Below are 21200 nucleotides of genomic sequence, written 5' to 3' on the forward strand. Positions count from 1 at the left end.
AAGCCATGTTCCTTGCCGGCTTTTTCGGCAAAGGCCCATTCGGTCTGGAACCACGGTTCCTCGGCCTGCTTGACCAGGAAACCGATCTTCACTTCTTCAGCGGCCAGCAACAGCCCGCTCAAGCTCATGGCCGAGACCGCCACAGCGGCGCAGCACAGGGAACGGATACCACGACGACGATGATTCATACGGGTGACTCCTTGTTGTTGTTTTTAAGTCTTGGGGTTAACCGGCAAAGCGATGGCAAGGCATGCCGGGTACATCGACTTCGATGGCCAGCACCGCGCCGTCCAGAGGGTGATCCAATGGGCTGGCGGCGCTGGTGATATACAAAGTGGTGAGGTTGGGGCCACCGAATACGCAACTGGTGGGGCGACTCACGGGCAACTCGATAATGCGGTCCACCTCCCCCTCGGGCGTCAGGCGCAGCAAGCAACTGCCGTCCCAACGGGCGTTCCAGATGTAGCCTTGACTGTCCATGGCCGAGCCATCCGGCCCGCCGCGCAAGTGCGGCCCGAACCACGGCGTTGCGGGCTCGAGTTGGCCGTCGGCCTGGATCGAATACTGGTAGAGCGTGGCGTCCAGGCTGTCGCCGAAATGCACCTGGCGGCCGTCCTCGCTCCACAGCAAGGTGTTGGGAATGCCCAGGCCGTGGAGCAACGGCGTGACCTGGGCATCCGCATCGATGCGAAACAGGCCGCCGGAGCGCCGCGTGATCGGCAGGTCTTCGCCGTGTTCGCCGATGTTGTTCTGCATGGTGCCCAGCCACAGGCGGCCCTGGGCATCGCAGCGCGCTTCATTGCCACGGTTGCCCGGTTGTGGGTCGGCCACGCACAGCAGGGTCAGGGCTTCGGTGGCCAGGTCCAGGCGGTAGACACCGCTGCTCAGGGTCACCAGCGCATCACCGCGTTCACACGGGATAAACGCCGAAACGTGCTCGGGCAACTGCCAGATCTGCAACTGCCCGCCCATCAGGCGCAGGGCCTGTTTGCCGGCGATATTGACCCAGTACAGCGCCTGGGTCGGCACGTCCCAGAACGGGCCTTCCCCCAGTTGCGCACGGTGCTCAGTGACAGCGGTACACGACATGACGCCTCCTGATAAGTGTTTACAGCGAGTCGCGGGATGGCGTGCCATCCACCAGGCGCTGGATGCGCAGGGGGTTGGCGTTTTTCAACGCGTCGGGCAGCAGGCTATCCGGGTAGTTCTGGAAGCACACCGGGCGCAGGAAACGGTCGATGGCCAAGGTGCCGACCGAGGTGCCACGGGCATCGGAGGTAGCCGGGTACGGGCCGCCATGCACCATCGAATCGCAGACTTCGACGCCGGTCGGGTAGCCGTTGAGCAGGATGCGCCCGACCTTCTGTTCCAGCAGCGGCGTGAGTTCGGCGAACTGTTGAAAGTCTGCCGGTTCGCCAATGATCGTCGCCGTGAGCTGGCCGTGCAGGCCGTGCAAGGCGGCGCTGAGCTGGGCTTGATCAGCGACCTCGACAAACACCGTGGTAGGACCGAAGACTTCTTCCTGCAGCACTTCATCGCCATCGATCAGCAAGCGCACATCGGCCTTGAACAGCTGCGGTTGCGCCTGATCGCCCGCCTGGGTGCTACCGGCCACATGCTGAATGCCAGGATGCGCCAGGAGTTTTTCCAGGCCTTTGCCGTAGCTGCTCAGGGTGCCGGCATTGAGCATGGTTTGCGCCGGTTGCTCACCGATCAATTGGGCGACCTGTTGGGTAAACGCAGTGAACTGCGGCGAGGCGATACCGATCACCAGGCCAGGGTTGGTGCAGAACTGGCCGCAGCCTTGCACCACCGATGCGGTCAGATCCCGTGCGACCGCTTCCGCCCGCGCTTGCAGGGCCTGGGGCAGCACGATCACCGGGTTGATGCTCGACATCTCGGCAAACACCGGGATCGGCTGCGGGCGCGCCGCGGCCATATCGCACAAGGCGCGACCGCCCCTGAGCGAGCCGGTAAAGCCCACTGCCTGGATCGCCGGGTGCTTGACCAGCGCCTCGCCGACGCCGCCGCCGAAGATCATGTTGAATACACCCGCCGGCATCTCGGTTGCTTCTGCCGCACGAATGATTGCATTGGCCACCTGTTCAGCCGTGGCCATATGCCCGCTGTGGGCCTTGAATACCACCGGGCAACCGGCCGCCAGTGCCGCTGCGGTATCGCCGCCGGCGGTGGAAAACGCCAGGGGGAAGTTGCTCGCGCCAAACACGGCCACCGGGCCCAGGCCGATGCGGTATTGGCGCAGGTCCGGGCGTGGCAGTGGCTGGCGGTCGGGTAACGCCTTGTCGATGCGTGCGCCGTAGAAATCACCGCGACGCAGCACCGTGGCGAACAGGCGCATCTGGCCACTGGTACGCCCACGCTCGCCTTTGATACGTGCGGCGGGCAGCGCGGTTTCGCGGCAGACCAGCTCGATGAAGTGATCGCTCAGGCCATCCAGCTCGTCGGCGATCGCGTCCAGGAACTGCGCACGGCGCGCGGCACTCAACGCACGGTACGCGGGATACGCCGCGGCGGCAGCCTTGGCAGCGGCGTCGACTTCTTCCGGCGTGGCCTGGTAGAAATCCTGCGGCAAGGTTTCGCCCGTGCTGGCATCGACGCTGTGCAGCTTGACGCTGCCGTTGGCGCTGCGCTGGCCGCCGATGTAGTTGTGGCCGAGGAACTGGGTCATGTTGATCTCCTTAAAGGGGGGTGACTTGGCCGGGTTCAAAGGCCGCCTCGCTGCTGCCGACGCCATTGACCAACGGCGCGCCGAACTCGGCCTGGCTGATCTCGAACACATCGCCCGGTTGGGTACGTATACCATCGGCGAATGACAGCGTGGCGGTGCCGAAGAAGTGAATGTGCACATCGCCCGGCTTGAGGAACTGGCGGTATTTGAAGTGGTGGTACTCGAGGTTTTCCAGGCTGTGGCACATATTGGCCTCGCCACTGAGGAATTCGTTCCGCCAGATTTCCTCGCCGTTACGCAGGATGCGGCTGGTGCCGGCCAGGTGCTGGGGCAACTCGCCCACGCGCAGTTCGGGGCCGTAGCTGCAACTGCGCAGCTTGGAATGGGCCAGGTACAGGTAGTTCTTGCGCTCCATGATGTGGTCGGAGAACTCGTTGCCCACTGCAAAACCCAGGCGATAGGGCTGGCTGTCCGGGCCGATCACATACAGGCCGCCGATTTCCGGTTCTTCACCGGCGTCTTCGGCAAACGGTGGCACCGGGAAGGCTTCACCTGGGCGCACGACGATGCTGCCGTCGCCCTTGTAGAACCATTCCGGTTGCACGCCAGCCTGGCCGGCAGCGGGCTTGCCGCCCTCCACGCCCCATTTGAAGATGCGCATGGTGTCGGTCAAGGCGCTCTCATCGCCGGCCTGCTGGTGCATTTTGTCCCGCGCCGAGGCACTGCCCAGGTGGGTCAGGCCGGTGCCGCTGATGAGCATATGGGCCGGGTCCGGGTGGTCCAGCGGCGGCAAAATCTTCAGGTCGGCCAACAGTGCGGCGTAGTCATGGCTGTCGCCCAGGCCCAGGCTCTCGACCTGCTGCTGCAACTTGACGCCCGCCTCGATGGCGGCCAGCGCCAGTTCGCGCACGCTGCGCGCGGTACGCACTTCGCGCACTGTGGCGCCTTCTACAACGCCGACCCGGCGTTCACCGTTGCTTGACTCGAACTGAACTAAACGCATCAGACTTCTCCCAGATTAAGTACGTGTGGCGCCACGGGCGCTGGCGGCGAATTGATCGGCGGGCAGTACGTGCTTGCGCTCCAGCACGCGGTAGACCACGCCGGTCAGGACCAGCCCGAACACCATGACCGCGGACAGGAAGTACAAGCCCGAGGCGAGGTTGCCGGTGTATTCCTTGAGCGCACCGATCACGAACGGACCGATATAGCCGCCGAGGTTGCCCACCGAGTTGATCAAGGCAATGCCCGCCGCCGCACTGGCGCCGGCAAAGAAGCGCCCCGGCAAGGTCCAGAACACTGCGGTGCAGGAAAACAGCGCAAACGCCGCCAGGCACAGCGCGGCCATTTGCAGCACCGGCACACTCAGCCAGGCACTGCAGAACAGGCCGATGGCGCCGAGCACATACAGCACCGCCAGGTGGCCGTAGCGATCATTCAAACGGTCGGAACTGCGCGGGATGATCAGCAGGCCGATGATGCCGAAGATGTACGGCACGGCGGAGATAAAGCCGGTGACCAGGTCGGTGCCGCCGAACTGTTTGATCAGGGTCGGCAGCCATAGGCCCAGGCCATAGATGCTCAGGGTCACCGGCAGGTAGAACAGCGCCAGCAGCAACACGCGTTTGTCCTTGAGGGCATGCAGCGGGTTGCCGTGGCGGGTCTGGCCGTAGGCTTGCAGGTCTTTGTCCAGCTCACCGGTGAGCCAGGCCTTTTCGTCGTCGCTCATCCATTTGACCTGCCTGGGGCCATCCGGCAGGTAGCGCAGCACCGGCCAGGTCAGCAGGATCGCCGGGGTGCCGATCACGATGAACAGCCACTGCCAGCCATGCAGGCCGAGGATGCCATCCATGCCCAGCAGGCCGCCGGACACCGGGCCGGTGATCATCATCGCAATCGGTTGGGAGAGGATGAACAGCCCGAGGATCTTGCCGCGATGGCGCACCGGGAACCATTGGGTGATGTAGTACAGGACGCCGGGAAAGAATCCGGCTTCGGCCGCGCCGAGCAGGAAGCGCATCACATAGAAGCTGTGCGGCCCTTGCACGAAGGCCATGCCGATGGTGATCGCGCCCCAGGTGATCATGATCCGCGCAAACCAGCGCCGTGCGCCGAAGCGGTCGAGCATCAGGTTGCTGGGGATCTCGAAGAGGAAGTAGCCAATAAAGAACAACCCCGCGCCCAGGCCATAGGCCGCATCGCCGATACCGACGTCGGCGCCCATGTGCAGCTTGGCAAAACCCACGGCGGAACGGTCCACGTAGGCGATCAGGTACAGCAGGATCAGGAAGGGAATCAGTTTCAGCGTGATGCGCCGAATAAGCCGCAGTTCCTGGCTCATGGGGTCGATCTCCGATTGTTGTTTTTATAGAAGCTCGGGGGACGCCTCTCGCGGAAATCCGCCAGGGTCATACCTCAGTTAAGCCAGACTATATAGTAGGACTATTTGCAAAACAACTCTTCCAAAGCATCGATTTTGCGCTTATGTTTAAGCACGAATAGAACATATAGTCATACAATAAGAGAATCGATCATGTCTGATAAAAAGCCCGGCCTACGCTCCGCCCAGTGGTTTGGTACCGCCGACAAAAACGGCTTCATGTACCGCAGCTGGATGAAGAACCAGGGCATCGCCGACCATCAGTTCCATGGCAAGCCGATCATCGGCATCTGCAATACCTGGTCGGAGCTGACCCCGTGCAACGCGCATTTCCGCCAGATCGCCGAGCACGTCAAACGTGGCGTGATCGAGGCCGGTGGCTTCCCGGTGGAATTCCCGGTGTTCTCCAACGGCGAATCCAACCTGCGCCCCACCGCCATGCTCACCCGCAACCTGGCGAGCATGGACGTGGAGGAAGCCATTCGCGGCAACCCGATTGACGGTGTGGTGCTGCTGACCGGCTGCGACAAGACCACCCCGGCCCTGCTGATGGGCGCCGCCAGTTGCGACGTGCCGGCCATCGTGGTCACCGGTGGGCCGATGCTCAACGGCAAGCACAAGGGCCAGGACATCGGCTCGGGCACCGTGGTGTGGCAGCTCAGCGAACAGGTCAAGGCCGGCACCATTACCCTGGATGATTTCCTCGCGGCCGAAGGCGGCATGTCGCGTTCGGCGGGCACCTGCAACACCATGGGTACTGCGTCGACCATGGCCTGCATGGCCGAGGCACTGGGCACGTCCCTGCCCCACAACGCGGCGATCCCGGCGGTGGATGCGCGGCGTTATGTGTTGGCCCATATGTCCGGCATGCGTGCGGTGGAGATGGTGCGCGAAGACTTGAAGCTGTCGAAGATCCTCACCAAGGAAGCGTTTGAAAACGCCATCCGCGTGAACGCCGCCATCGGTGGTTCGACCAACGCCGTGATCCATTTGAAAGCCATCGCCGGGCGCATCGGTGTCGAGCTCGACCTGGACGACTGGACCCGCATCGGTCGCGGCATGCCGACCATCGTCGACCTGCAACCGTCCGGGCGCTTCCTGATGGAAGAGTTCTACTATGCCGGTGGCCTGCCCGCCGTGCTGCGCCGCCTCGGTGAAGCCAACCTGATCCCGCACCCGAACGCCTTGACCGTCAACGGCAAGACCCTCGGCGAGAACACCAAGGATTCGCCGATCTACGGCCAGGACGAAGTGATCCGCACCCTCGACAACCCGATCCGCGCCGACGGCGGCATTTGCGTGTTGCGCGGCAACCTGGCGCCACTCGGCGCGGTGCTCAAGCCGTCGGCCGCCAGCGCCGAGCTGATGCAGCATCGCGGCCGTGCGGTGGTGTTCGAGAACTTCGACATGTACAAGGCGCGCATCAACGACCCGGAACTGGACGTGGACGCCAACTCGATCCTGGTCATGAAAAACTGCGGGCCCAAGGGTTACCCAGGCATGGCCGAAGTCGGCAACATGGGCTTGCCGGCCAAGCTGCTGGCCCAGGGCGTGACCGATATGGTGCGGATCTCCGATGCGCGCATGAGCGGCACCGCCTACGGCACCGTGGTCTTGCACGTGGCGCCGGAAGCCGCGGCCGGCGGACCGTTGGCCACGGTGAAGGAAGGTGACTGGATCGAACTCGACTGCGCCAACGGTCGCCTGCACCTGGACATCCCCGACGCAGAGCTGGCGGCGCGCATGGCCGACCTGAAACCGCCGCAGAACCTGATCGTCGGCGGCTACCGCCAGCTGTATATCGACCATGTGCTGCAGGCCGACCAGGGTTGCGACTTTGACTTCCTGGTGGGTTGCCGTGGGGCTGAAGTCCCCCGGCATTCCCACTAATTGGGATGCTATGATGCCGCGAATTTAAGTCGGAGCATCCCTGTCGTTATGGATCACCAGCCGTCCAAGCCGCGCAAGAGCATGCATGCCCAGATCGTTCAGGACTTGGGCATGCACATCGTTTCAGGTCGCTTCAAGCCCGAAGAACGGCTGCCCATGGAGGCCACGCTGTGCGAGGAGTACAAGGTCAGCCGTTCGGTATTGCGCGAGGCGACCCGGGTGCTCAGCGCCAAGGGCCTGGTGTATTCCAAGCCACGGGTGGGTGCAGTGGTGCGGCCGCGCTTGAAATGGCACCTGCTCGACCCGGACGTATTGTCCTGGTTGATGCAGTCCACGCCCCACAGTGAATTTTTCAATACCCTGGCCGGTGTGCGGCGCATCCTCGAGCCGGAGATCGCCGCCATGGCCGCGACCACCGCCACCGATGAAGACATCGCCACCATCGAAAAAGCCTACCAGGGCATGGAAACCGCGCAGACCCACGAACAGCTGCTGCAGGCCGACCTGGACTTCCACCGCGCCATTGCCGATGCCACCCGTAACGACCTGCTCGCCTATATGTGCAACATGCTGTCGTTGCCGCTGCGCGAGTCGATCAACATCACCAACCGCCGCCCGGACATCCAGGGCCTGAGCCTGCCCCGGCACAAGGCGATCCTCACCGCGATCCAGAACCGCGACGCCCTCGGCGCGCGGCATGCGTCGCTGGTGCAGCTGGATGACACGCGGGTGGCGTTGGATACGGTGATGAATGTGCTGACGCCGCTATAACCCGATTGAGCCTCCACGCTCAACTCGGCGCAAGGGTCAACGCGTCGACATCACGGCCGACTTGACCGGTAGCTCGGAATATTGCGGGTGCTGCTTGACGAAGGTGCGAACGGACTGCTCCTGTCGATCCACCACACAGATGCCAATGCTGGGGTAATCAACGGTGCAGGTCCCCAACGCAAGGAGTCCGCAGTTTTTCACGCCATAGATCGCGGCCGGGCGAGCCGCGAGCGGGCAACCATAGGTCATTTCGCCCACGTAATTGATTTGTCCATTGGTGACGGTAAAGCGCAGCGGCTTCGAGTAGGGCCCCATCACGCCACGACGCGAGCCAAGGTCACTGACTTCATAGGTGCCTCCAGGCAACCATGCCGAGTAGTAGTCCTTGGGGCCCCAGCCATAGTCTTTTCCGGTGTCCACATTGTGAAAGCTCATCCAGGTTCCGTAGGGCCCACCCTCGATCAGTGCGCCCAGGACAAGACCTGCGTTTTCGGCGGAATAGACTTTCGAATCCAATGCCATTTCAGGTGGCAATGCCGAGCAGGCACTCATCAAGGCCACGGTTCCGATCACAAACAACTGACTTATTTTGCGCATTCAATCCTCGGTCCATCGAAAAAAGTTCAACTTTGCCAGTATCATGCGGCACTTCTCAACATCGGCGTTAAGGATGACCTCCCTTTCATGAGTAATTTATTTGCAGGCCGTGCGCTCGGCGCAACATTTTTCGCGTTGATATTGAGCGGCTGCAGCGTGTCGGGTACGTACCCCGATGCCACCGGACCGGATGCTGCCAAGCTACGATTTGTCAGCGACATGAGCAGTGCCACGCTGAGTGTAATAGATGCGCAACATTGCGATGGACAGACCACCGGCATCCTTAACAATCTGTTCCTGGCCAACACCCGCAGGCGGGCGGACATGTCGATGCCGCCGGTCTCCGAAAAAACGCCCTACCTGGAAATCCGCTTGCCCGCCAACAAAGAACTGTTCCTGCACTTGAATACCCAAGGCACAGGTTCGGTGTGCGGCATGGCTTTCACCCTCACTCCGCAAAACGGCGCGGAATACGAGGTGACGTTCACTGGCGCAGGCAGCCAGTGTGTGACGACACTCAAACGTCTGCATTCAGTAAAAGGCCAGGTGGTGCGCTCACCGGTCCCGGTGATCAATAAAGGACTGCCCAGCTGCGTAGGTGCCAATGCGCTGTTCCCCGCGCCGCCGAAAGGCCTCCCCGCCACCCCGGAGCGTGATGCCTTGGCCGAGCAGATTATCGCCCCGAGCATCATCGCGGAAATGAAACCCCAGGCCAGCCCGCTGGACGACAGCGCGCGCGGTCACGCAACTGATCTGGTGGTCAACAAGCGCAAGGCCCAGATGAACCTTGATCTGCCGGATGCCTATTGGGCGCAGTATCGTCAGAACGTCGTGAACTACCTGGTCCAGGCTCAGGGCGTAAAGGCCAAGGCACTTGAGCAGTACAAGGTTGAGTACCGTGCGCGCCTCTCACGACTGGACACGCCCACATTAAGAACCCTGGTGCCCGATACCCCGGCCACCGACATCACTCAGGCATTGGCTGTCAACGGTGCGATGCTGCAGTTCTACCGCAGGCTCAATGAAGTGCTGGAAAAGGAAGCAATGGCCGACAACTGGGCACACATGGCCGAATTGGACAAACGTTATAGCGTGTGTGAGCGCTATGCGCAGTGCTGGCAGAATTGATAACAGACGCGGGATAGAAGATTCGACGGCGCCTGGTGAAACGCGCCGCCCCTGCCCTGAAATCAGGTGAAAGAACATGTGGGAGGGGCGGTGCGAGGATCTGACTTGCCCCCCAACATTTGACTCCCATCTATCGGGTAGATCTTAGTGCCTTTTCTGCCGGGGCTGTGACGTGGCTTGCAATCACCTGGGCCATTGCAAGCCAATCAGGCGGCGTTACAGGGTATAGGCAATGCCTACCTGCACCGTGCGCGGTTCGCCGGGGTAGGCGTACACGTTGCCGAACGCACCTTCTTCATACTCGCGATTGAACAGGTTTTTCACGTCCAGGTTCAGCCGCACCTTGTCGTTGACCTTGTAGTAGCTGAGCAGGTCGACCACGGTGTAGGCGTCCATCGAGAAGGCGTTGTTGGCGGTCTGCCCGGCCCGTTCATCCACATACTTGCTACCCGCGCCGAGGCCCAGGCCCTTGAGGGCGCCGTCCTGGAACTCGTAGACGTTGAGCAGGCTGAAGCTGTTGCGCGGGATGTTCAGCAAGCGCGTGCCGCTGCGCAGGGTGTTGTCCTTGGTCACTTCGGCGTCCACGTAGGCATAGCCACCGATCACACGCCACTCGGGGGTGATATTGCCCGCCACGTTCAGGTCGAAACCACGGCTGCGCACCTGGCCGGCGGCGACGCTGAAGGTGGAGTCGAGAGGGTCGGTGGTGAGCACGTTTTTCTTCTCGATCTGGTAGATCGCGGCGTCGACGCTGAGTTGACGGTCCAGGGCTTCCCACTTGATGCCCATCTCGTAGGATTTGCCTTTCTCCGGCTCAAAACCACCGCCCTGGCGACTGGCGCCGGTGTTGGGCTTGAACGAACGCGCGGCGTCGGCGTAGACCGCGACGGTGTCGGTGAGGTCGTAGATCACGCCCACGCGTGGGGTGACCGCGTTGTCGCTGGCTTCCCAGCTTTTACCGCCCGGCACGTAGGTGTGGTAGTCGTGTTCAAAACGCTCGAAGCGTGCGCCGGCGAGCACTTTAAGGCGCTCGGTCAGGGCCACCTGATCCTGCACGAAGGCCGCGTAGGTCTTGAGGTTTTCCTTGTCGTGGGTCGGCGTACGCGTGAGGTTCGGGCGCGCCTGGCCGTAGACCGGGTTGAAGATATCGATTGCATAAGCACCCACTGCGCCGCTGGAGCGCTGGATGATCGACTTGTAGTCGTAGTCTTCGAATTCGACGCCGGTGAGCAAGGTGTGGTCGAAACCACCGGTGGAGAAATGCCCGGTGAGGTTGAGCTGAGTGTCCTTGTCGGTCCACTCCAGTTTGCGGTAGTTGAAGTTGCGGCCCAGGGTGCGACCGTCGGCGGCCAGGCCGTTGGCTTCAATGGCATTGCCTTGCAAGGTGCCGTCCAGCCATTGGAAACCACCGCCCAGGGTCCAGCTGTCATTGAGCAGGTGCTCGAAACGCAGCTGGGCCATGCTGTTGTCGTTGTGCAGTTTGCCGGCGTCTTTTTCACCCCAGAAAGTGTCACGCGAGGCGGTGCCTTTTTGATTGGGGTAGCGCGTCAGGCCACGGTCCAGCGGGTGGTTGTTGCGCATGAAGTCGCCTTCGAAGATCACCTTGGTGTCATCGCTGGCCTGCCAGGTGATCACCGGGGTCACGCCATAGCGTTCGGTTTCGACATGGTCACGGAAGGTGTCACCGCCCTCGCCCACCACGTTCAGGCGATAGGCCAGGCGACCTTGTTCGTCCAGCGGGCCGGAAGCGTCGAGGGTGGCGCGCTGCATGCCCTGGTCATCCAGTTGGCTGCCGAGGGTCACGGTCGGCTCGGCCAGCGGTTGCTTGGACACCACGTTGAAGGTGCCGCCGGGATCGCCACGGCCATACAGCATGGTTGCCGGGCCGCGCAGCACTTCGAGGCGTTCGATGGTGTTGGCGTCGGGCATGTTCGGGTAGCCGCGGTTGATCGGGAAACCGTTGCGGTAGAACTCGCCGGTGGTGAAGCCACGTACGGTGAAGGTGGTGAGCCCCTGGCCGCCGAAGTTGTTGGCACGACCGACGCCACCGGCGTAGTCCAGGGCATCCTGCAAACGGGTGGCGCCGATGTCTTCGACCACATCCTTGGACACGACGCTGATGGACTGCGGGGTTTCATGAATCGAGGTGTCGGTGCGCGTCGCACTCGCCGAACGTGTGGCGTGGTAGCCCTTGACCGGCCCTTGCGCCGTCTCGTAGTCCGCCTCGCCAGTGACATTGGTGGCTTGCAGCTCAAGACTGGCCTTGTCGGCAGGGACAACCTCGGCCCAGGTAAACGGGGAAAACGCCTGAAGCACGCAGAGGGAAATCAGGGTACGACGCATGGATGTTGAACCTAGTGAATGAGCCAGATGGGGCGGCAAACCTGCCAAAAAACGCGGGAATGGTATATCAATCCATTCGCGTTTGACATCTATTCTCATTCACTATTTTTCAGGTAACAGCTTTGTATCGATCTGTAGGAAATTGGACGCGAGCCAAACGTGGGAGGGGGCTTGCCCCGATATCGGTGTATCAGTCACAGCAACATCGACTGGTCTACCGCTATCGGGGGCAAGCCCCCTCCCACATTTGGATTTTTATACAACTTTAGAAATGGATCCGATCAGCGATAGCGCTCCAGCCAATGGGCGTAAGGCGCCGGCAAGGTCCAGGAGGATTTTTCCACGCCCAGCTCCTTGGCCGCAAAGTACGCCCAATGCGGGTCAGCCAGGTGCGCACGACCGACCGAGACCAGGTCCAGGTGCCCCGCCTGCAACGCACCTTCCGCCAGTTGCGGCGTGCCAAAGCCCCAGGCTGAGGTCACCGGGATGCCGGCTTCGCGGCGCACGCGCTCGGCGATCGGGCCCATGAAGGCCGGGCCCCACGGGATATTGGTGTCGGGGATGGTGAAACCGACGCTGACGCTCAGCAGGTCCAGGCCGCCGGCCTTGAAGTTGCGGGCCAGTTCGATGGATTCGGTCAGGGTCTGTTCGTCACGGCCGTCGTATTCGATTACACCAAAACGCGCGGTCAGCGGCAGGTTTTCCGGCCAGACCTCGCGCACGGCAGCGAGGGTTTCCAGGAGGAAACGGCTGCGGTTGTCGAAGCTGCCACCGTAGGCGTCGGTGCGCTGGTTGGAATGCTCGGAGAAGAAGCTCTGGCCCAGGTAGCCATGGGCGAAGTGCAGTTCGATCCATTCGAAGCCGGCGTCACGGGCACGGCGGGCGGCGTCGACGAAGTCCTGCTTGACCCGAGCGATGTCGTCCAGGGTCATGGCCCGTGGCACTTGCGGCAGGTTGGCACCGAAGGCGATGGCCGACGGCGCGATGGTTTCCCAACTGCGTGCATCGGAGGCAGGCATATGGTCGTCCCCTTCCCACGGGCGGTTGGCGCTGGCTTTGCGACCGGCGTGGCCGATCTGGATGCCTGGCACCGAGCCGGCGGCCTTGATGGCCTTGACCATGGGCACGAACGCCTGGGCGTGGGCGTCGCTCCAGATACCGGCGCAGCCTGGGGTGATACGCCCCTCAGGCGCTACCGCGGTGGCCTCGACCACCAGCAAACCGGCGCCGCCACGGGCCATGCTGGCCAGGTGCACGAGGTGCCAGTCGTTGACGATGCCGTCATCGGCCATGTATTGGCACATCGGCGGGATGGCGATGCGATTGCGCAGGGTGACGTCTTTGAGTGTGAACGGTTCGAACAAAGCGGACATTGAGAACTCCGGGAGCGAGTGGATGATTCGATAGTTCGATGGTAATCGAACTATGGTATTCGATGATAGCCCCCTGTTATGATTCGTTTCATGCGAGCCTTTAAACACCCCACCCCGGAAGACCTGACCCTCGAGCGCCTGTTGTACGCGCTGAGTGATCCGGTGCGCCTGGAGATTGTCCGCTGCCTGGCCGGCGTGCCCGAGGCCAGCTGCGGCGAACTGGACGGCGGGCGCCCCAAGTCCAGCATGTCCCACCACTTCCGGGTCCTGCGCGATGCCGGCCTGGTCCACACCCGCAGCGTGGGCACTACCCATATGAATTCATTGCGCGGCGAGGTGCTTGAGGAACGGTTTCCGGGATTGTTGCAGAGCATCCTGACGCAACGATAAAAGCCGGATCAGTCCAGCAGCGCGATCAGCCGCGACTCGATCGTCATGTCCCGCACGTCCAGCACCGCCAACGTCACCGGCAACTTGAAGCGCCGCCGCCCTGCACTGCCGGGGTTTACGTACAGTGTTGCGCCCCGCCATTCGATCAGGGGCTTGTGCGAATGGCCGGTGATCACCAGCCGAGTAGACGTGTCGAGTAAGGCGGGTACGTCGGCGATATCATGCACCACCAGCGTCCGCCATCCGTCCACCTCCAGCATCAGATGATCGGGCACCTGCTCCGCCCACGCCGCGTCCTGGTCATTGTTGCCACGCACCACGTGCAGGGGCGCGATCTGTGCCAATTGCTGAAGAATCTCAGGGCTACCGATATCACCGGCATGGATGATCTGCTCGCATCCCTGCAAGGCAGCGACAGCCTCAGGGCGCAGCAGGCCGTGGGTGTCGGAAATCACGCCAACTTTCATAGGGCCTCCGGGGTGGACATCGAACGGTGAAACACCGGCGCTCCATCCAGATATACACGGTCCTTGCCGTTGCCCTTGGAGGCGTAGAGATTGCGGTCGGCACGCTTGAGGACCGCCGACATATCGGCCCCGGTCGTAAAGCGTGTCATGCCCGCACTGCAGGTGTAGTGATGGGGCGGCGCGACACTGCAGCGGATCGCTTGCAGCAGGCGCAGCGCGTAATCGGTGGCGAGATCGGGGTCATCGACCAGCAGCAGCACGCCGAATTCCTCGCCGCCAATCCTGCCGAAACTGTGGCTGCCGGGGGTGGATTTCAGGCACGCGGCCATGGCGCAGAGAATCCGGTCGCCGACATCATGGCCGAACTGGTCATTCTTCAATTTGAAACTGTCGATATCCAACATCATGAAGTAACCGGTATCACCGGCCGCAATCAGTTTGGCGAAGCCCTCCATAAAGGCGCGCCGGTTCAGGATGGAGGTCAAGTAATCCGTCTCGGCCAATTCCCGAAACTCACTCTCGACCAGTAACACGGAGCGCAGGTTTTTCAGGTAGTAGACATTCAAGATAAAGCCGATCGACACCGACGCCGCACAAAAAATAAACACATAGGTGTCGACCCCGTCATAAAGGCTCAGCTGAATGTTGGGCCACGTCAGTAACCAGACCAGGGCGGCGCAGACCAGAAAATCCTGGACCACGATAAACAGGATTGCGCTGCTCATCACCAAGGTCACGGCCAGCGGCAAGGCGAACACCTGCAACGCGGGGCGGGTGTGCACCACATAGGCAAAACCTGCGGACAGCAGCACCATGTAGAACCCGCCCAGCGCCCGCCACAGCACATAATGCGTCACCACCCGGTGAACCCCATACACCACGCACAGCCCCAGCGTGACCAGCACCACCGGCCAGCCGAACATCCCCCCACGATCCACCAGCAACACCGCCAGCCAGGCGAAAATCCCGATCAGCTCGGCCTGGGCGATGGCGGGCGACAACAGCCTCTGCATCCGAGGCCTGAGTTTCACATTTGCCGGCATCCCGTCACTCCCTGTGCATGGGTGGCCGGTGTGTCATCGGCATGACTCAGTTGAAGACTGTGCAGGCAGATCGCAAACGAATAGGCCATGAACCGTCTTACCAGCACGACAAAAGGTGGCAGGACCTCAAGTTGCGTCTTGGAATGAATCTTGAAATAGCCCCGCTCGGCCCCCTCTTGCACCAGACGAATGACGTGGGTCTTGGACACCGAAAGTTGCTCAGCGATGGAAAGGTAGGACGATGACCTGAAACTTGCGCCCTGGTTATCCCGCGTACACGCATCGTTATAGATCGCCAGCATCAACATATGCCCGGCATCGCGTTTTACCAGCCAATAACAATCCGGTATCAACAGGTCAATGCTCAGGTTACGGCAGAGAAGCACCGAAAACCCTTTGAAATACCGGGCCAGATAGGCGCGATCATCCAACCCGGCCATTGAGGCGCACACCGCGGGTTCGGGGCACATCACGCCCAGCGGCTCGACCATGGACGTGAGCATCGGCCGGATCTCCGCGCAGGCTTGGGACGATGGGCTGAACAGCCGCAGACGGCTGTCGTCCGGATGCCTCGACACCGTCATGAACCCCAGTGCCCTGAACAGCAGGAAGATCGACTCCAGGCTGTTTCGCGAACAGAACCCGCGCGCCACACAAAACGCTTTCACCTCGGACAGCAAGGGGACCGGCTTGGTGAAATACGTGCTCAATAACGTAAAGGACACCATCAAGCGACTGAATTTCAGCGCCGTCTTGTAGAAAAACGGTCTTTTTGAATAGCACTCCAGCAGAGCCGAATAATGGGTACGAATACACCCGTCAAAATCCATATGGCGCTCAAACGCCCGCGCCGACTGTTCAATCGCCAGCTTCAACGAACCACTGCACATGAGAAAGAGCCCTGATCAAACAACTTGGATTCACTGATCTCAATTGCAGCACCGGTAATGGCGTTTTGCCTTGAGCGCAATCTAGCGTGATTAGCTCAGGGGACATCGTCGTTACCAAAATTGTTCCAAAAAACCCAGGCGGGTTAACCGTTTCAGTCGCCGCGGCGAACCTTCCCCGCAAGCCGGCGTCCGAGCTAAGGCACTGTTGCCTACCGTTCGCCGCGAGGTTGTCGTTTGAAAGCCGCCATCATCAAAAAGTACCGCCTGATCATCAAGACCATGGGCTATGTGGGCTGGTCACTGTTCTGGCTGTTGCTGTGGGACGTCGCCGTCACCGTGGACTTCATGCTGTTCCTCACCGCCAAGATCAATTTGCCGCTGATGCCCCTCACCCTGCTGGGCTCGGCACTGATCGTGCTCATCAGCTTTCGTAACAGCAGCGCCTATAACCGCTGGTGGGAGGCCCGCACGCTGTGGGGCGCGATGGTCAACAATTCACGCAGCTTCGCGCGGCAGGTATTGACCCTGCTGGACGACCCCGACGGCGAAGTGAACCCGGTCAAGGCCACCCTGCTGCGCCGCCACGTGGCCTACGTGAATTGCCTGGCTGCGCACCTCAAGGGCGAGCCGTGCCCTGATGAAGTACGCGCCTTTATCCCCGCCGAGGAATTCGCCCGCAACGGCGCCACCAATAATTTCGCCAATGACATCCTCACCGGCTCGGCGGCGTTGCTGGCCAGGGAATACAAGACCGGGCACCTGGACAGCATTCGCCTGGCACGGCTGGAATCGACCCTGGTGGATTTGTCCAATGCCCAGGGCGGCATGGAGCGGATCGCCAACACGCCACTGCCCTACCCCTACGTGTATTTCCCGCGCCTGTTTATCTCGCTGTTCTGCCTGATCGTGCCCGTGGGCCTGGTGGAATCCCTGGGCTGGTTCACCCCGCTGGCATCCACCGTGGTGGGCTTTATGCTGCTGGCCATCGAGCGTATCGGCACCGACCTGCAAAGCCCGTTCCGCTCCAGCGAACACCAGATCCAGATGGAAGCCATCTGCGAAACCATCGAGAAAAACCTGCAATCGATGCAGCGTGATGCGCTGGGTGGCGAGCGCATCGGATAAACACGCCCTTCGGCCTAAAGTGCGTGCTCCCGCAGTCGATACAAAGGGAGTACGCATGGGCCACATCCCCTCAAAACAACACATGCGACGCTCGACGCCACTGTTTTCTCCTTGCCAAAAATATAAATACCCGCGGGTGAAGTCATGAATATCAAGCAAAAGTTGACCTGGGCGTTTGCCGCTATCGCGTGCCTGCCAGTCATCCTGGTGGCCGTTATGGTTGTGCTGAACTTGCGCGAGGGGGCCCTGGCCAATTTCCTCGACAGCAGCGGTCGCGAGATCCGTCAGATCGACAACGGCATGAAGCAGTTTTTCGATGGCATCAGCCAGAACGTCGACTTCGTCGCCAAGGACCCGCGCGTTGTCGCGGCCAAGGACCTCAAGAGCTACGCCGGCGCCGACGCCGCGCAAATCCCCCTGACCCAGACCAACAAAGACCTGCTGGCGATTTTCGATCAGTTCGCCAAGAGCCACCCGAGCACCGCCTACTTGTCCTTGGGCCTCGCCGACGGCGGTTATGCCAGCTGGCCTGACGACACCAAACTGAACAACTACGACCCACGCGTACGCCCCTGGTACAAGGCCGCCATCGCCGCCCCAGGCGCCACCGTGCGCACCGGCGCCTATTACTGGGCACCGGACGACGTGGTGCTGATCGGCACCGTGCACACCGTCGCCGACGCCACCGGCAATATCCTTGGCGTGGTCGGCCTGGACGTGTCGCTCAAGCAGCTCACCGAGCTGGTGCGCAACATCAAGCTGGGCGACAGCGGCTACCTGATGCTGGTGGAAGCCAACGGCAACGTGCTGGTGGACCCCAGCGACGCCAAGCATAACTTCAAGCCGATGGCCGACCTGGGCCCCAACTACGCCGAACTGGCCAAGCGCGGCGACGGCGTGACCCAGGTCGACATCAACGGCGTGGCCTACATGGCCAACGTGGTCAGCTCCAAGGATCTGGGCTGGCGCTTTATCGGCCTGATCAAACGCGATGAAGTCATGGCCGGCGCCACCAGCCTCACGTGGTTGATCGCCGCGATTGCCGCCGCCCTGGCCGTGGTGTTCGCGATTGTCGGCGCCAGTTTTGCGAGCATGATCGTGCGCCCGATTCGCGGGGTGGCCGACGGCCTGCAGGAGATTGCCGAAGGCGAAGGCGACCTGACGCGCCAACTCAAGGTGCAAGGCAAGGACGAAACCGCCAGCCTGGCGGGCTGGTTCAACCAGTTCCTGAGCATGATCGCGCAACTGGTGCAGCGCATCGGCAACGCCTCTTCCGACCTGCAAACCGCCGCCGCCGACACCAGCGAAGTCGCCAACAACATGAACCAGGCCGCCGGCCGCCAACGTGAAGCCGTGGAGCTGGTAAGCACCGCGTTCAACGAAATGGTGGCCACCGCCAACGAAGTCGCGCGTTCCTGCAGCGCCGCCGCCGCGAGTGCCGACGAAGGCTACCGCGACGTGCACAATGGCCAGCAGCACATCGGCGAAGCCACCGGCAGCGTGCTCAAGCTCAGCGAAGACCTGCAAAAGTCGACCCAGACCATGCAGTTGCTGGAGCAGGACAGCCAGAACATCAACACCATCCTCGACACCATCCGCTCGATCGCCGAACAGACCAACCTGCTGGCGCTCAACGCCGCGATTGAAGCCGCGCGCGCCGGTGACCAGGGCCGCGGTTTTGCCGTGGTCGCCGACGAAGTCCGCGCCCTGGCACGCCGCACAGCCGACTCCACCGGTGAAATCGACAGCCTGCTGGGCAACCTCGCCCGCCGCACCCAGGAAGTCACCCAGCAGATGCAGGGCAGCCTGCTGGTGTCCCACACCAGCGTGGAACGCATCCAGCAGGCCCGCGACAGCTTCGACAAGATCCAAGGCTCGGTGGACTCGATCCGCGACCAGAACACCCAGATCGCCACCGCGGCCGAAGAACAGCACCAGGTGGCCGAAGAGATCAACCGGCACATCGCGCAGATCCATGCCGATGCGCAACTGGTCGAAGGCTTTGCCCACTCGGCGCAGACCGGATCGGGGCGGTTGACGGATATTTCCGGTCAGCTCAAGGGGTTGGTGGGGCGGTTCAAGTTCTGACCGCTGTCACACCGGGGTCGCCGGCGGGGGCGTGTATTGGCTACTATAGCCACGCACTCCCCGCCTCTTACCCAACCACTGCGGAGCCTTAATGCCCAACCCGAAGGACACGGCCACCGACAGCAGCACCCCGATGATTCCCGAGCAGCGTCGCGAACAGATCCTGCGACAGTTGCGCAAGCATCAGGTGATGAGCGTGCACCAGTTGATGGAGATGTTCGACTGCTCGCACATGACCGTGCGCCGCGATATCGCCCTGCTGGAGCAGGAAGGCCGGGCGTACTCCGTCACCGGTGGGGTCAGGATCGCCAGCCAGATGCACAGCGAACCCAGCCATCAATCCAAAGCCGTGGTGGAGTTGCCGCAAAAGCAGGCCATGGCACGACTGGCCGCACGGTTGCTGCACGCGGACATGACGGTGTACCTGGATGCCGGCACCAGCACCCTGGAGATCGTCCCGTATATCAAGGCGCTGTCGGGGATGACGGTGGTCACCAACGACTTCGGGATCGTGCAGGCCCTGATGGATGCGACGCAGGTCACGGTGATCCACACCGGCGGCCAACTGGACCATGACAACCATTCTTCCGTCGGCGGGCTGGCCGTGGCGACCCTGCGCCAGGTGGTCACGGACATCGCCTTTGTCTCCACCAGCTCCTGGGATCTGCACCGAGGCATCACCACCCCCTCGGCGCTGAAAGTCGAGGTCAAGCAAGTGGCGATGCAATCGGCGTCCCAGGTGGTGTTGGTGGCGAGCAGCTCCAAATACGGCACCTTCAGCATGTACCGCATCGCCGGGCTGGAACCGTTCGACGTGATCATCAGCGACGACGCCCTGGCCCCGGCAGCGGCAGATGGCATCCGCAAGCGCGGGATTGAATTGATGCTGCCGGGTGATCCGTTGCCGGCCTGATCCCCTTCCTTTGTGGGTGATGTCGAGCTTTAGCTAGGCTTCGATAGCGGCGGCAGGGTTGGCAGATGTGTTGGCTGACACACAGCTATCGGGGGCAAGTCGAATCGTCGCACCGCCCCTCCCACATTTGATTGAGGTTGGCAGGTGGGAAGTTGGTCACCGCTGGTCCCCTGTGGGAGATGTCGAGCTTTAGCGAGGCTTCGATGGCGGCGGCATGGTTGGTAGTTGTGTTGGCTGACACACCGCTATCGGGGGCAAGTCGAATCGTCGCACCGCCCCTCCCACATTTGAACCTAACCAACACAGAGGCTCGTCGACTACCGAGCCGCTTTCCAGTCGCGCAACCACTGCAGGCCGGCCGAGGTATCGGCCTTTGGCCGGTATTCGCAGCCGATCCAGCCGTCGTAGCCCAACTGGTCCATCAGTTCGAACAGGAACCCATAGTTCAGCTCGCCCAGGTCTGGCTCGTGACGGTCCGGTACCCCGGCAATCTGGATATGGCCAATGCCATCGAAGTCGCGGCGCAGTTTGGTGGCCAAGTCGCCTTCGACGATCTGGCAGTGGTAGCAGTCGAACTGCACCTTGAGGTTGCGCGCGCCGACCTCCCGGCAGATGGCCTGGGCCTGGGCCTGGCGATTGAGGAAAAACCCCGGCATGTCGCGGGTGTTGATCGGTTCCAGCAACACGGTGACGCCGACCTTGGCCGCCGCCGCGCTGGCGTAGGCGAGGTTTTCCAGGTACACGGCCTGGTGGCGCTGGCGCAGGCTTTCCGAGGGCAGCAGGCCGGCCATGACGTGCACGCGGTCGTTGCCGAGCACGGCGGCGTATTCCAACGCGCGGTCGAAGCCACTGCGAAACTCCGCCTCACGCCCCGGCAGCGTGGCGATGCCGCGCTCCCCCGCCGCCCAATCGCCCGGTGGTGCATTGAACAGGGCCTGGACCAGGCCGTTGTCACTCAGGCGTTGCTTGAGTGCCTCGGCGCTGTAGTCGTAGGGGAACAGGTATTCCACCGCGTCGAAACCATCGGCCTTCGCCGCCGCGAAGCGCTCGAGAAAATCATGTTGCGGGTACAGCATGCTCAGGTTGGCAGCAAAACGAGGCATAAAAGCTCCC

Annotated in this window: 17 protein-coding genes and 3 pseudogenes; 8 read left to right on the forward strand and 12 right to left on the reverse strand. The window is 62.0% G+C overall.

The features are described from left to right. The 5 genes and pseudogenes from BLQ09_RS26280 to BLQ09_RS26300 all read right to left on the reverse strand — a co-directional run. Positions 1-188 (reverse strand): annotated as a pseudogene (locus BLQ09_RS26280) (arabinose ABC transporter substrate-binding protein); the annotation flags it as partial. A gap of 37 nt (positions 189-225) precedes the next feature. Next, positions 226-1089 (reverse strand): SMP-30/gluconolactonase/LRE family protein, encoded by an 864-nt coding sequence (locus BLQ09_RS26285; protein WP_027603622.1) that lies wholly within the window; start codon positions 1087-1089, stop codon positions 226-228. 19 nt (positions 1090-1108) lie between these two features. Next, positions 1109-2689 carry an aldehyde dehydrogenase (NADP(+)) gene (locus tag BLQ09_RS26290; RefSeq protein WP_092359070.1) on the reverse strand — a complete coding sequence of 527 codons (1581 nt, stop codon included), beginning with the start codon at positions 2687-2689 and terminating at the stop codon, positions 1109-1111. Between the two features lie 10 nt (positions 2690-2699). Then, the gene (araD1, locus tag BLQ09_RS26295) at positions 2700-3692 is read right to left on the reverse strand and encodes an AraD1 family protein (RefSeq protein ID WP_092359072.1); all 993 of its coding nucleotides are present in this window, start codon (positions 3690-3692) and stop codon (positions 2700-2702) included. Positions 3693-3707: 15 nt separating this feature from the next. Then, entirely contained in the window at positions 3708-5030 is a 1323-nt protein-coding gene (locus BLQ09_RS26300; protein WP_027603619.1) for an MFS transporter, read from the reverse strand. Positions 5031-5222: 192 nt separating this feature from the next. Here BLQ09_RS26300 and BLQ09_RS26305 point away from each other — a divergent pair, with 192 nt between their 5' ends. Next, entirely contained in the window at positions 5223-6959 is a 1737-nt protein-coding gene (locus BLQ09_RS26305) for an IlvD/Edd family dehydratase (protein ID WP_027603618.1), read from the forward strand. A gap of 48 nt (positions 6960-7007) precedes the next feature. After that, positions 7008-7730 carry a FadR/GntR family transcriptional regulator gene (locus BLQ09_RS26310; protein WP_027603617.1) on the forward strand — a complete coding sequence of 241 codons (723 nt, stop codon included), beginning with the start codon at positions 7008-7010 and terminating at the stop codon, positions 7728-7730. 36 nt (positions 7731-7766) lie between these two features. Here the strand turns inward: BLQ09_RS26310 and BLQ09_RS26315 are convergent, their stop codons facing one another. Continuing rightward, the gene (locus BLQ09_RS26315) at positions 7767-8327 is read right to left on the reverse strand and encodes a hypothetical protein (RefSeq protein ID WP_027603616.1); all 561 of its coding nucleotides are present in this window, start codon (positions 8325-8327) and stop codon (positions 7767-7769) included. An 87-nt stretch (positions 8328-8414) separates the two neighbouring features. On the opposite strand from BLQ09_RS26315, the gene BLQ09_RS26320 reads away from it, so the two are divergent. Beyond that, positions 8415-9455 (forward strand): hypothetical protein, encoded by a 1041-nt coding sequence (locus BLQ09_RS26320; RefSeq protein WP_139202139.1) that lies wholly within the window; start codon positions 8415-8417, stop codon positions 9453-9455. 216 nt (positions 9456-9671) lie between these two features. Here the strand turns inward: BLQ09_RS26320 and BLQ09_RS26325 are convergent, their stop codons facing one another. Continuing rightward, positions 9672-11798, reverse strand: a complete 2127-nt coding sequence (locus tag BLQ09_RS26325) for a TonB-dependent siderophore receptor (RefSeq protein WP_092359076.1) — start codon at positions 11796-11798, stop codon at positions 9672-9674. A 281-nt stretch (positions 11799-12079) separates the two neighbouring features. Continuing rightward, the gene (locus tag BLQ09_RS26330; protein ID WP_092359078.1) at positions 12080-13171 is read right to left on the reverse strand and encodes an NADH:flavin oxidoreductase/NADH oxidase; all 1092 of its coding nucleotides are present in this window, start codon (positions 13169-13171) and stop codon (positions 12080-12082) included. A gap of 78 nt (positions 13172-13249) precedes the next feature. Between BLQ09_RS26330 and BLQ09_RS26335 the strand changes: the two genes are divergently transcribed. Then, positions 13250-13561 carry an ArsR/SmtB family transcription factor gene (locus BLQ09_RS26335; RefSeq protein WP_027603612.1) on the forward strand — a complete coding sequence of 104 codons (312 nt, stop codon included), beginning with the start codon at positions 13250-13252 and terminating at the stop codon, positions 13559-13561. A gap of 8 nt (positions 13562-13569) precedes the next feature. Here the strand turns inward: BLQ09_RS26335 and BLQ09_RS26340 are convergent, their stop codons facing one another. From BLQ09_RS26340 to BLQ09_RS26350, 3 genes are read right to left on the reverse strand one after another with little or no spacing between them, the layout of a single operon-like run. Continuing rightward, positions 13570-14028, reverse strand: a complete 459-nt coding sequence (locus tag BLQ09_RS26340; RefSeq protein ID WP_092359080.1) for a metallophosphoesterase family protein — start codon at positions 14026-14028, stop codon at positions 13570-13572. Beyond that, on the reverse strand, positions 14025-15071 hold the full coding sequence (locus BLQ09_RS26345) for a GGDEF domain-containing protein (protein ID WP_027603610.1): 1047 nt from the start codon (positions 15069-15071) through the stop codon (positions 14025-14027). The genes BLQ09_RS26340 and BLQ09_RS26345 overlap by 4 nt, the downstream gene beginning before the upstream one ends. Next, positions 15056-15946 (reverse strand): hypothetical protein, encoded by an 891-nt coding sequence (locus tag BLQ09_RS26350; protein WP_223841678.1) that lies wholly within the window; start codon positions 15944-15946, stop codon positions 15056-15058. The genes BLQ09_RS26345 and BLQ09_RS26350 overlap by 16 nt, the downstream gene beginning before the upstream one ends. A 249-nt stretch (positions 15947-16195) precedes the next feature. Between BLQ09_RS26350 and BLQ09_RS26355 the strand changes: the two genes are divergently transcribed. The 4 genes and pseudogenes from BLQ09_RS26355 (at position 16196) to BLQ09_RS26365 (ending at position 20087) form a co-directional block, all read left to right on the forward strand. Further along, a complete protein-coding gene (locus BLQ09_RS26355) occupies positions 16196-17086 on the forward strand; it encodes a bestrophin family protein (protein WP_027603608.1) in 891 nt (296 codons plus the stop codon). A 300-nt stretch (positions 17087-17386) separates the two neighbouring features. After that, positions 17387-18310: pseudogene (locus BLQ09_RS32035) on the forward strand (cache domain-containing protein); the annotation flags it as partial. Positions 18311-18637: 327 nt separating this feature from the next. Then, positions 18638-19174: pseudogene (locus BLQ09_RS32040) on the forward strand (methyl-accepting chemotaxis protein); the annotation flags it as partial. A 91-nt stretch (positions 19175-19265) separates the two neighbouring features. Next, positions 19266-20087: a DeoR/GlpR family DNA-binding transcription regulator gene (locus BLQ09_RS26365; protein WP_092359084.1), complete on the forward strand. Its 822-nt coding sequence runs from the start codon at positions 19266-19268 to the stop codon at positions 20085-20087. Between the two features lie 317 nt (positions 20088-20404). On the opposite strand, the gene otnI is transcribed toward BLQ09_RS26365, so the two are convergent. After that, positions 20405-21190: a 2-oxo-tetronate isomerase gene (otnI, locus tag BLQ09_RS26370; protein ID WP_092359086.1), complete on the reverse strand. Its 786-nt coding sequence runs from the start codon at positions 21188-21190 to the stop codon at positions 20405-20407. Between the last annotated feature and the right edge of the window lie 10 nt (positions 21191-21200).

Origin of the sequence: Pseudomonas sp. NFACC25 (genome assembly GCF_900100935.1) — a bacterium.
In the GTDB taxonomy this organism is placed as follows: domain Bacteria; phylum Pseudomonadota; class Gammaproteobacteria; order Pseudomonadales; family Pseudomonadaceae; genus Aquipseudomonas; species Aquipseudomonas marginalis.

Excerpts from the sequence above, each read along its gene's own strand:
- BLQ09_RS26305 (WP_027603618.1), top strand. The coding sequence starts at position 5,223 with ATGTCTGATAAAAAGCCCGGCCTACGCTCCGCCCAGTGGTTTGGTACC.
- BLQ09_RS26365 (WP_092359084.1), top strand. The coding sequence starts at position 19,266 with ATGCCCAACCCGAAGGACACGGCCACCGACAGCAGCACCCCGATGATT.
- BLQ09_RS26320 (WP_139202139.1), top strand. The coding sequence starts at position 8,415 with ATGAGTAATTTATTTGCAGGCCGTGCGCTCGGCGCAACATTTTTCGCG.
- BLQ09_RS26315 (WP_027603616.1), bottom strand. The coding sequence starts at position 8,327 with ATGCGCAAAATAAGTCAGTTGTTTGTGATCGGAACCGTGGCCTTGATG.
- araD1 (WP_092359072.1), bottom strand. The coding sequence starts at position 3,692 with ATGCGTTTAGTTCAGTTCGAGTCAAGCAACGGTGAACGCCGGGTCGGC.
- BLQ09_RS26345 (WP_027603610.1), bottom strand. The coding sequence starts at position 15,071 with ATGCCGGCAAATGTGAAACTCAGGCCTCGGATGCAGAGGCTGTTGTCG.
- BLQ09_RS26290 (WP_092359070.1), bottom strand. The coding sequence starts at position 2,689 with ATGACCCAGTTCCTCGGCCACAACTACATCGGCGGCCAGCGCAGCGCC.
- BLQ09_RS26285 (WP_027603622.1), bottom strand. The coding sequence starts at position 1,089 with ATGTCGTGTACCGCTGTCACTGAGCACCGTGCGCAACTGGGGGAAGGC.
- BLQ09_RS26325 (WP_092359076.1), bottom strand. The coding sequence starts at position 11,798 with ATGCGTCGTACCCTGATTTCCCTCTGCGTGCTTCAGGCGTTTTCCCCG.
- BLQ09_RS26300 (WP_027603619.1), bottom strand. The coding sequence starts at position 5,030 with ATGAGCCAGGAACTGCGGCTTATTCGGCGCATCACGCTGAAACTGATT.
- otnI (WP_092359086.1), bottom strand. The coding sequence starts at position 21,190 with ATGCCTCGTTTTGCTGCCAACCTGAGCATGCTGTACCCGCAACATGAT.
- BLQ09_RS26340 (WP_092359080.1), bottom strand. The coding sequence starts at position 14,028 with ATGAAAGTTGGCGTGATTTCCGACACCCACGGCCTGCTGCGCCCTGAG.
- BLQ09_RS26335 (WP_027603612.1), top strand. The coding sequence starts at position 13,250 with ATGATTCGTTTCATGCGAGCCTTTAAACACCCCACCCCGGAAGACCTG.
- BLQ09_RS26310 (WP_027603617.1), top strand. The coding sequence starts at position 7,008 with ATGGATCACCAGCCGTCCAAGCCGCGCAAGAGCATGCATGCCCAGATC.
- BLQ09_RS26330 (WP_092359078.1), bottom strand. The coding sequence starts at position 13,171 with ATGTCCGCTTTGTTCGAACCGTTCACACTCAAAGACGTCACCCTGCGC.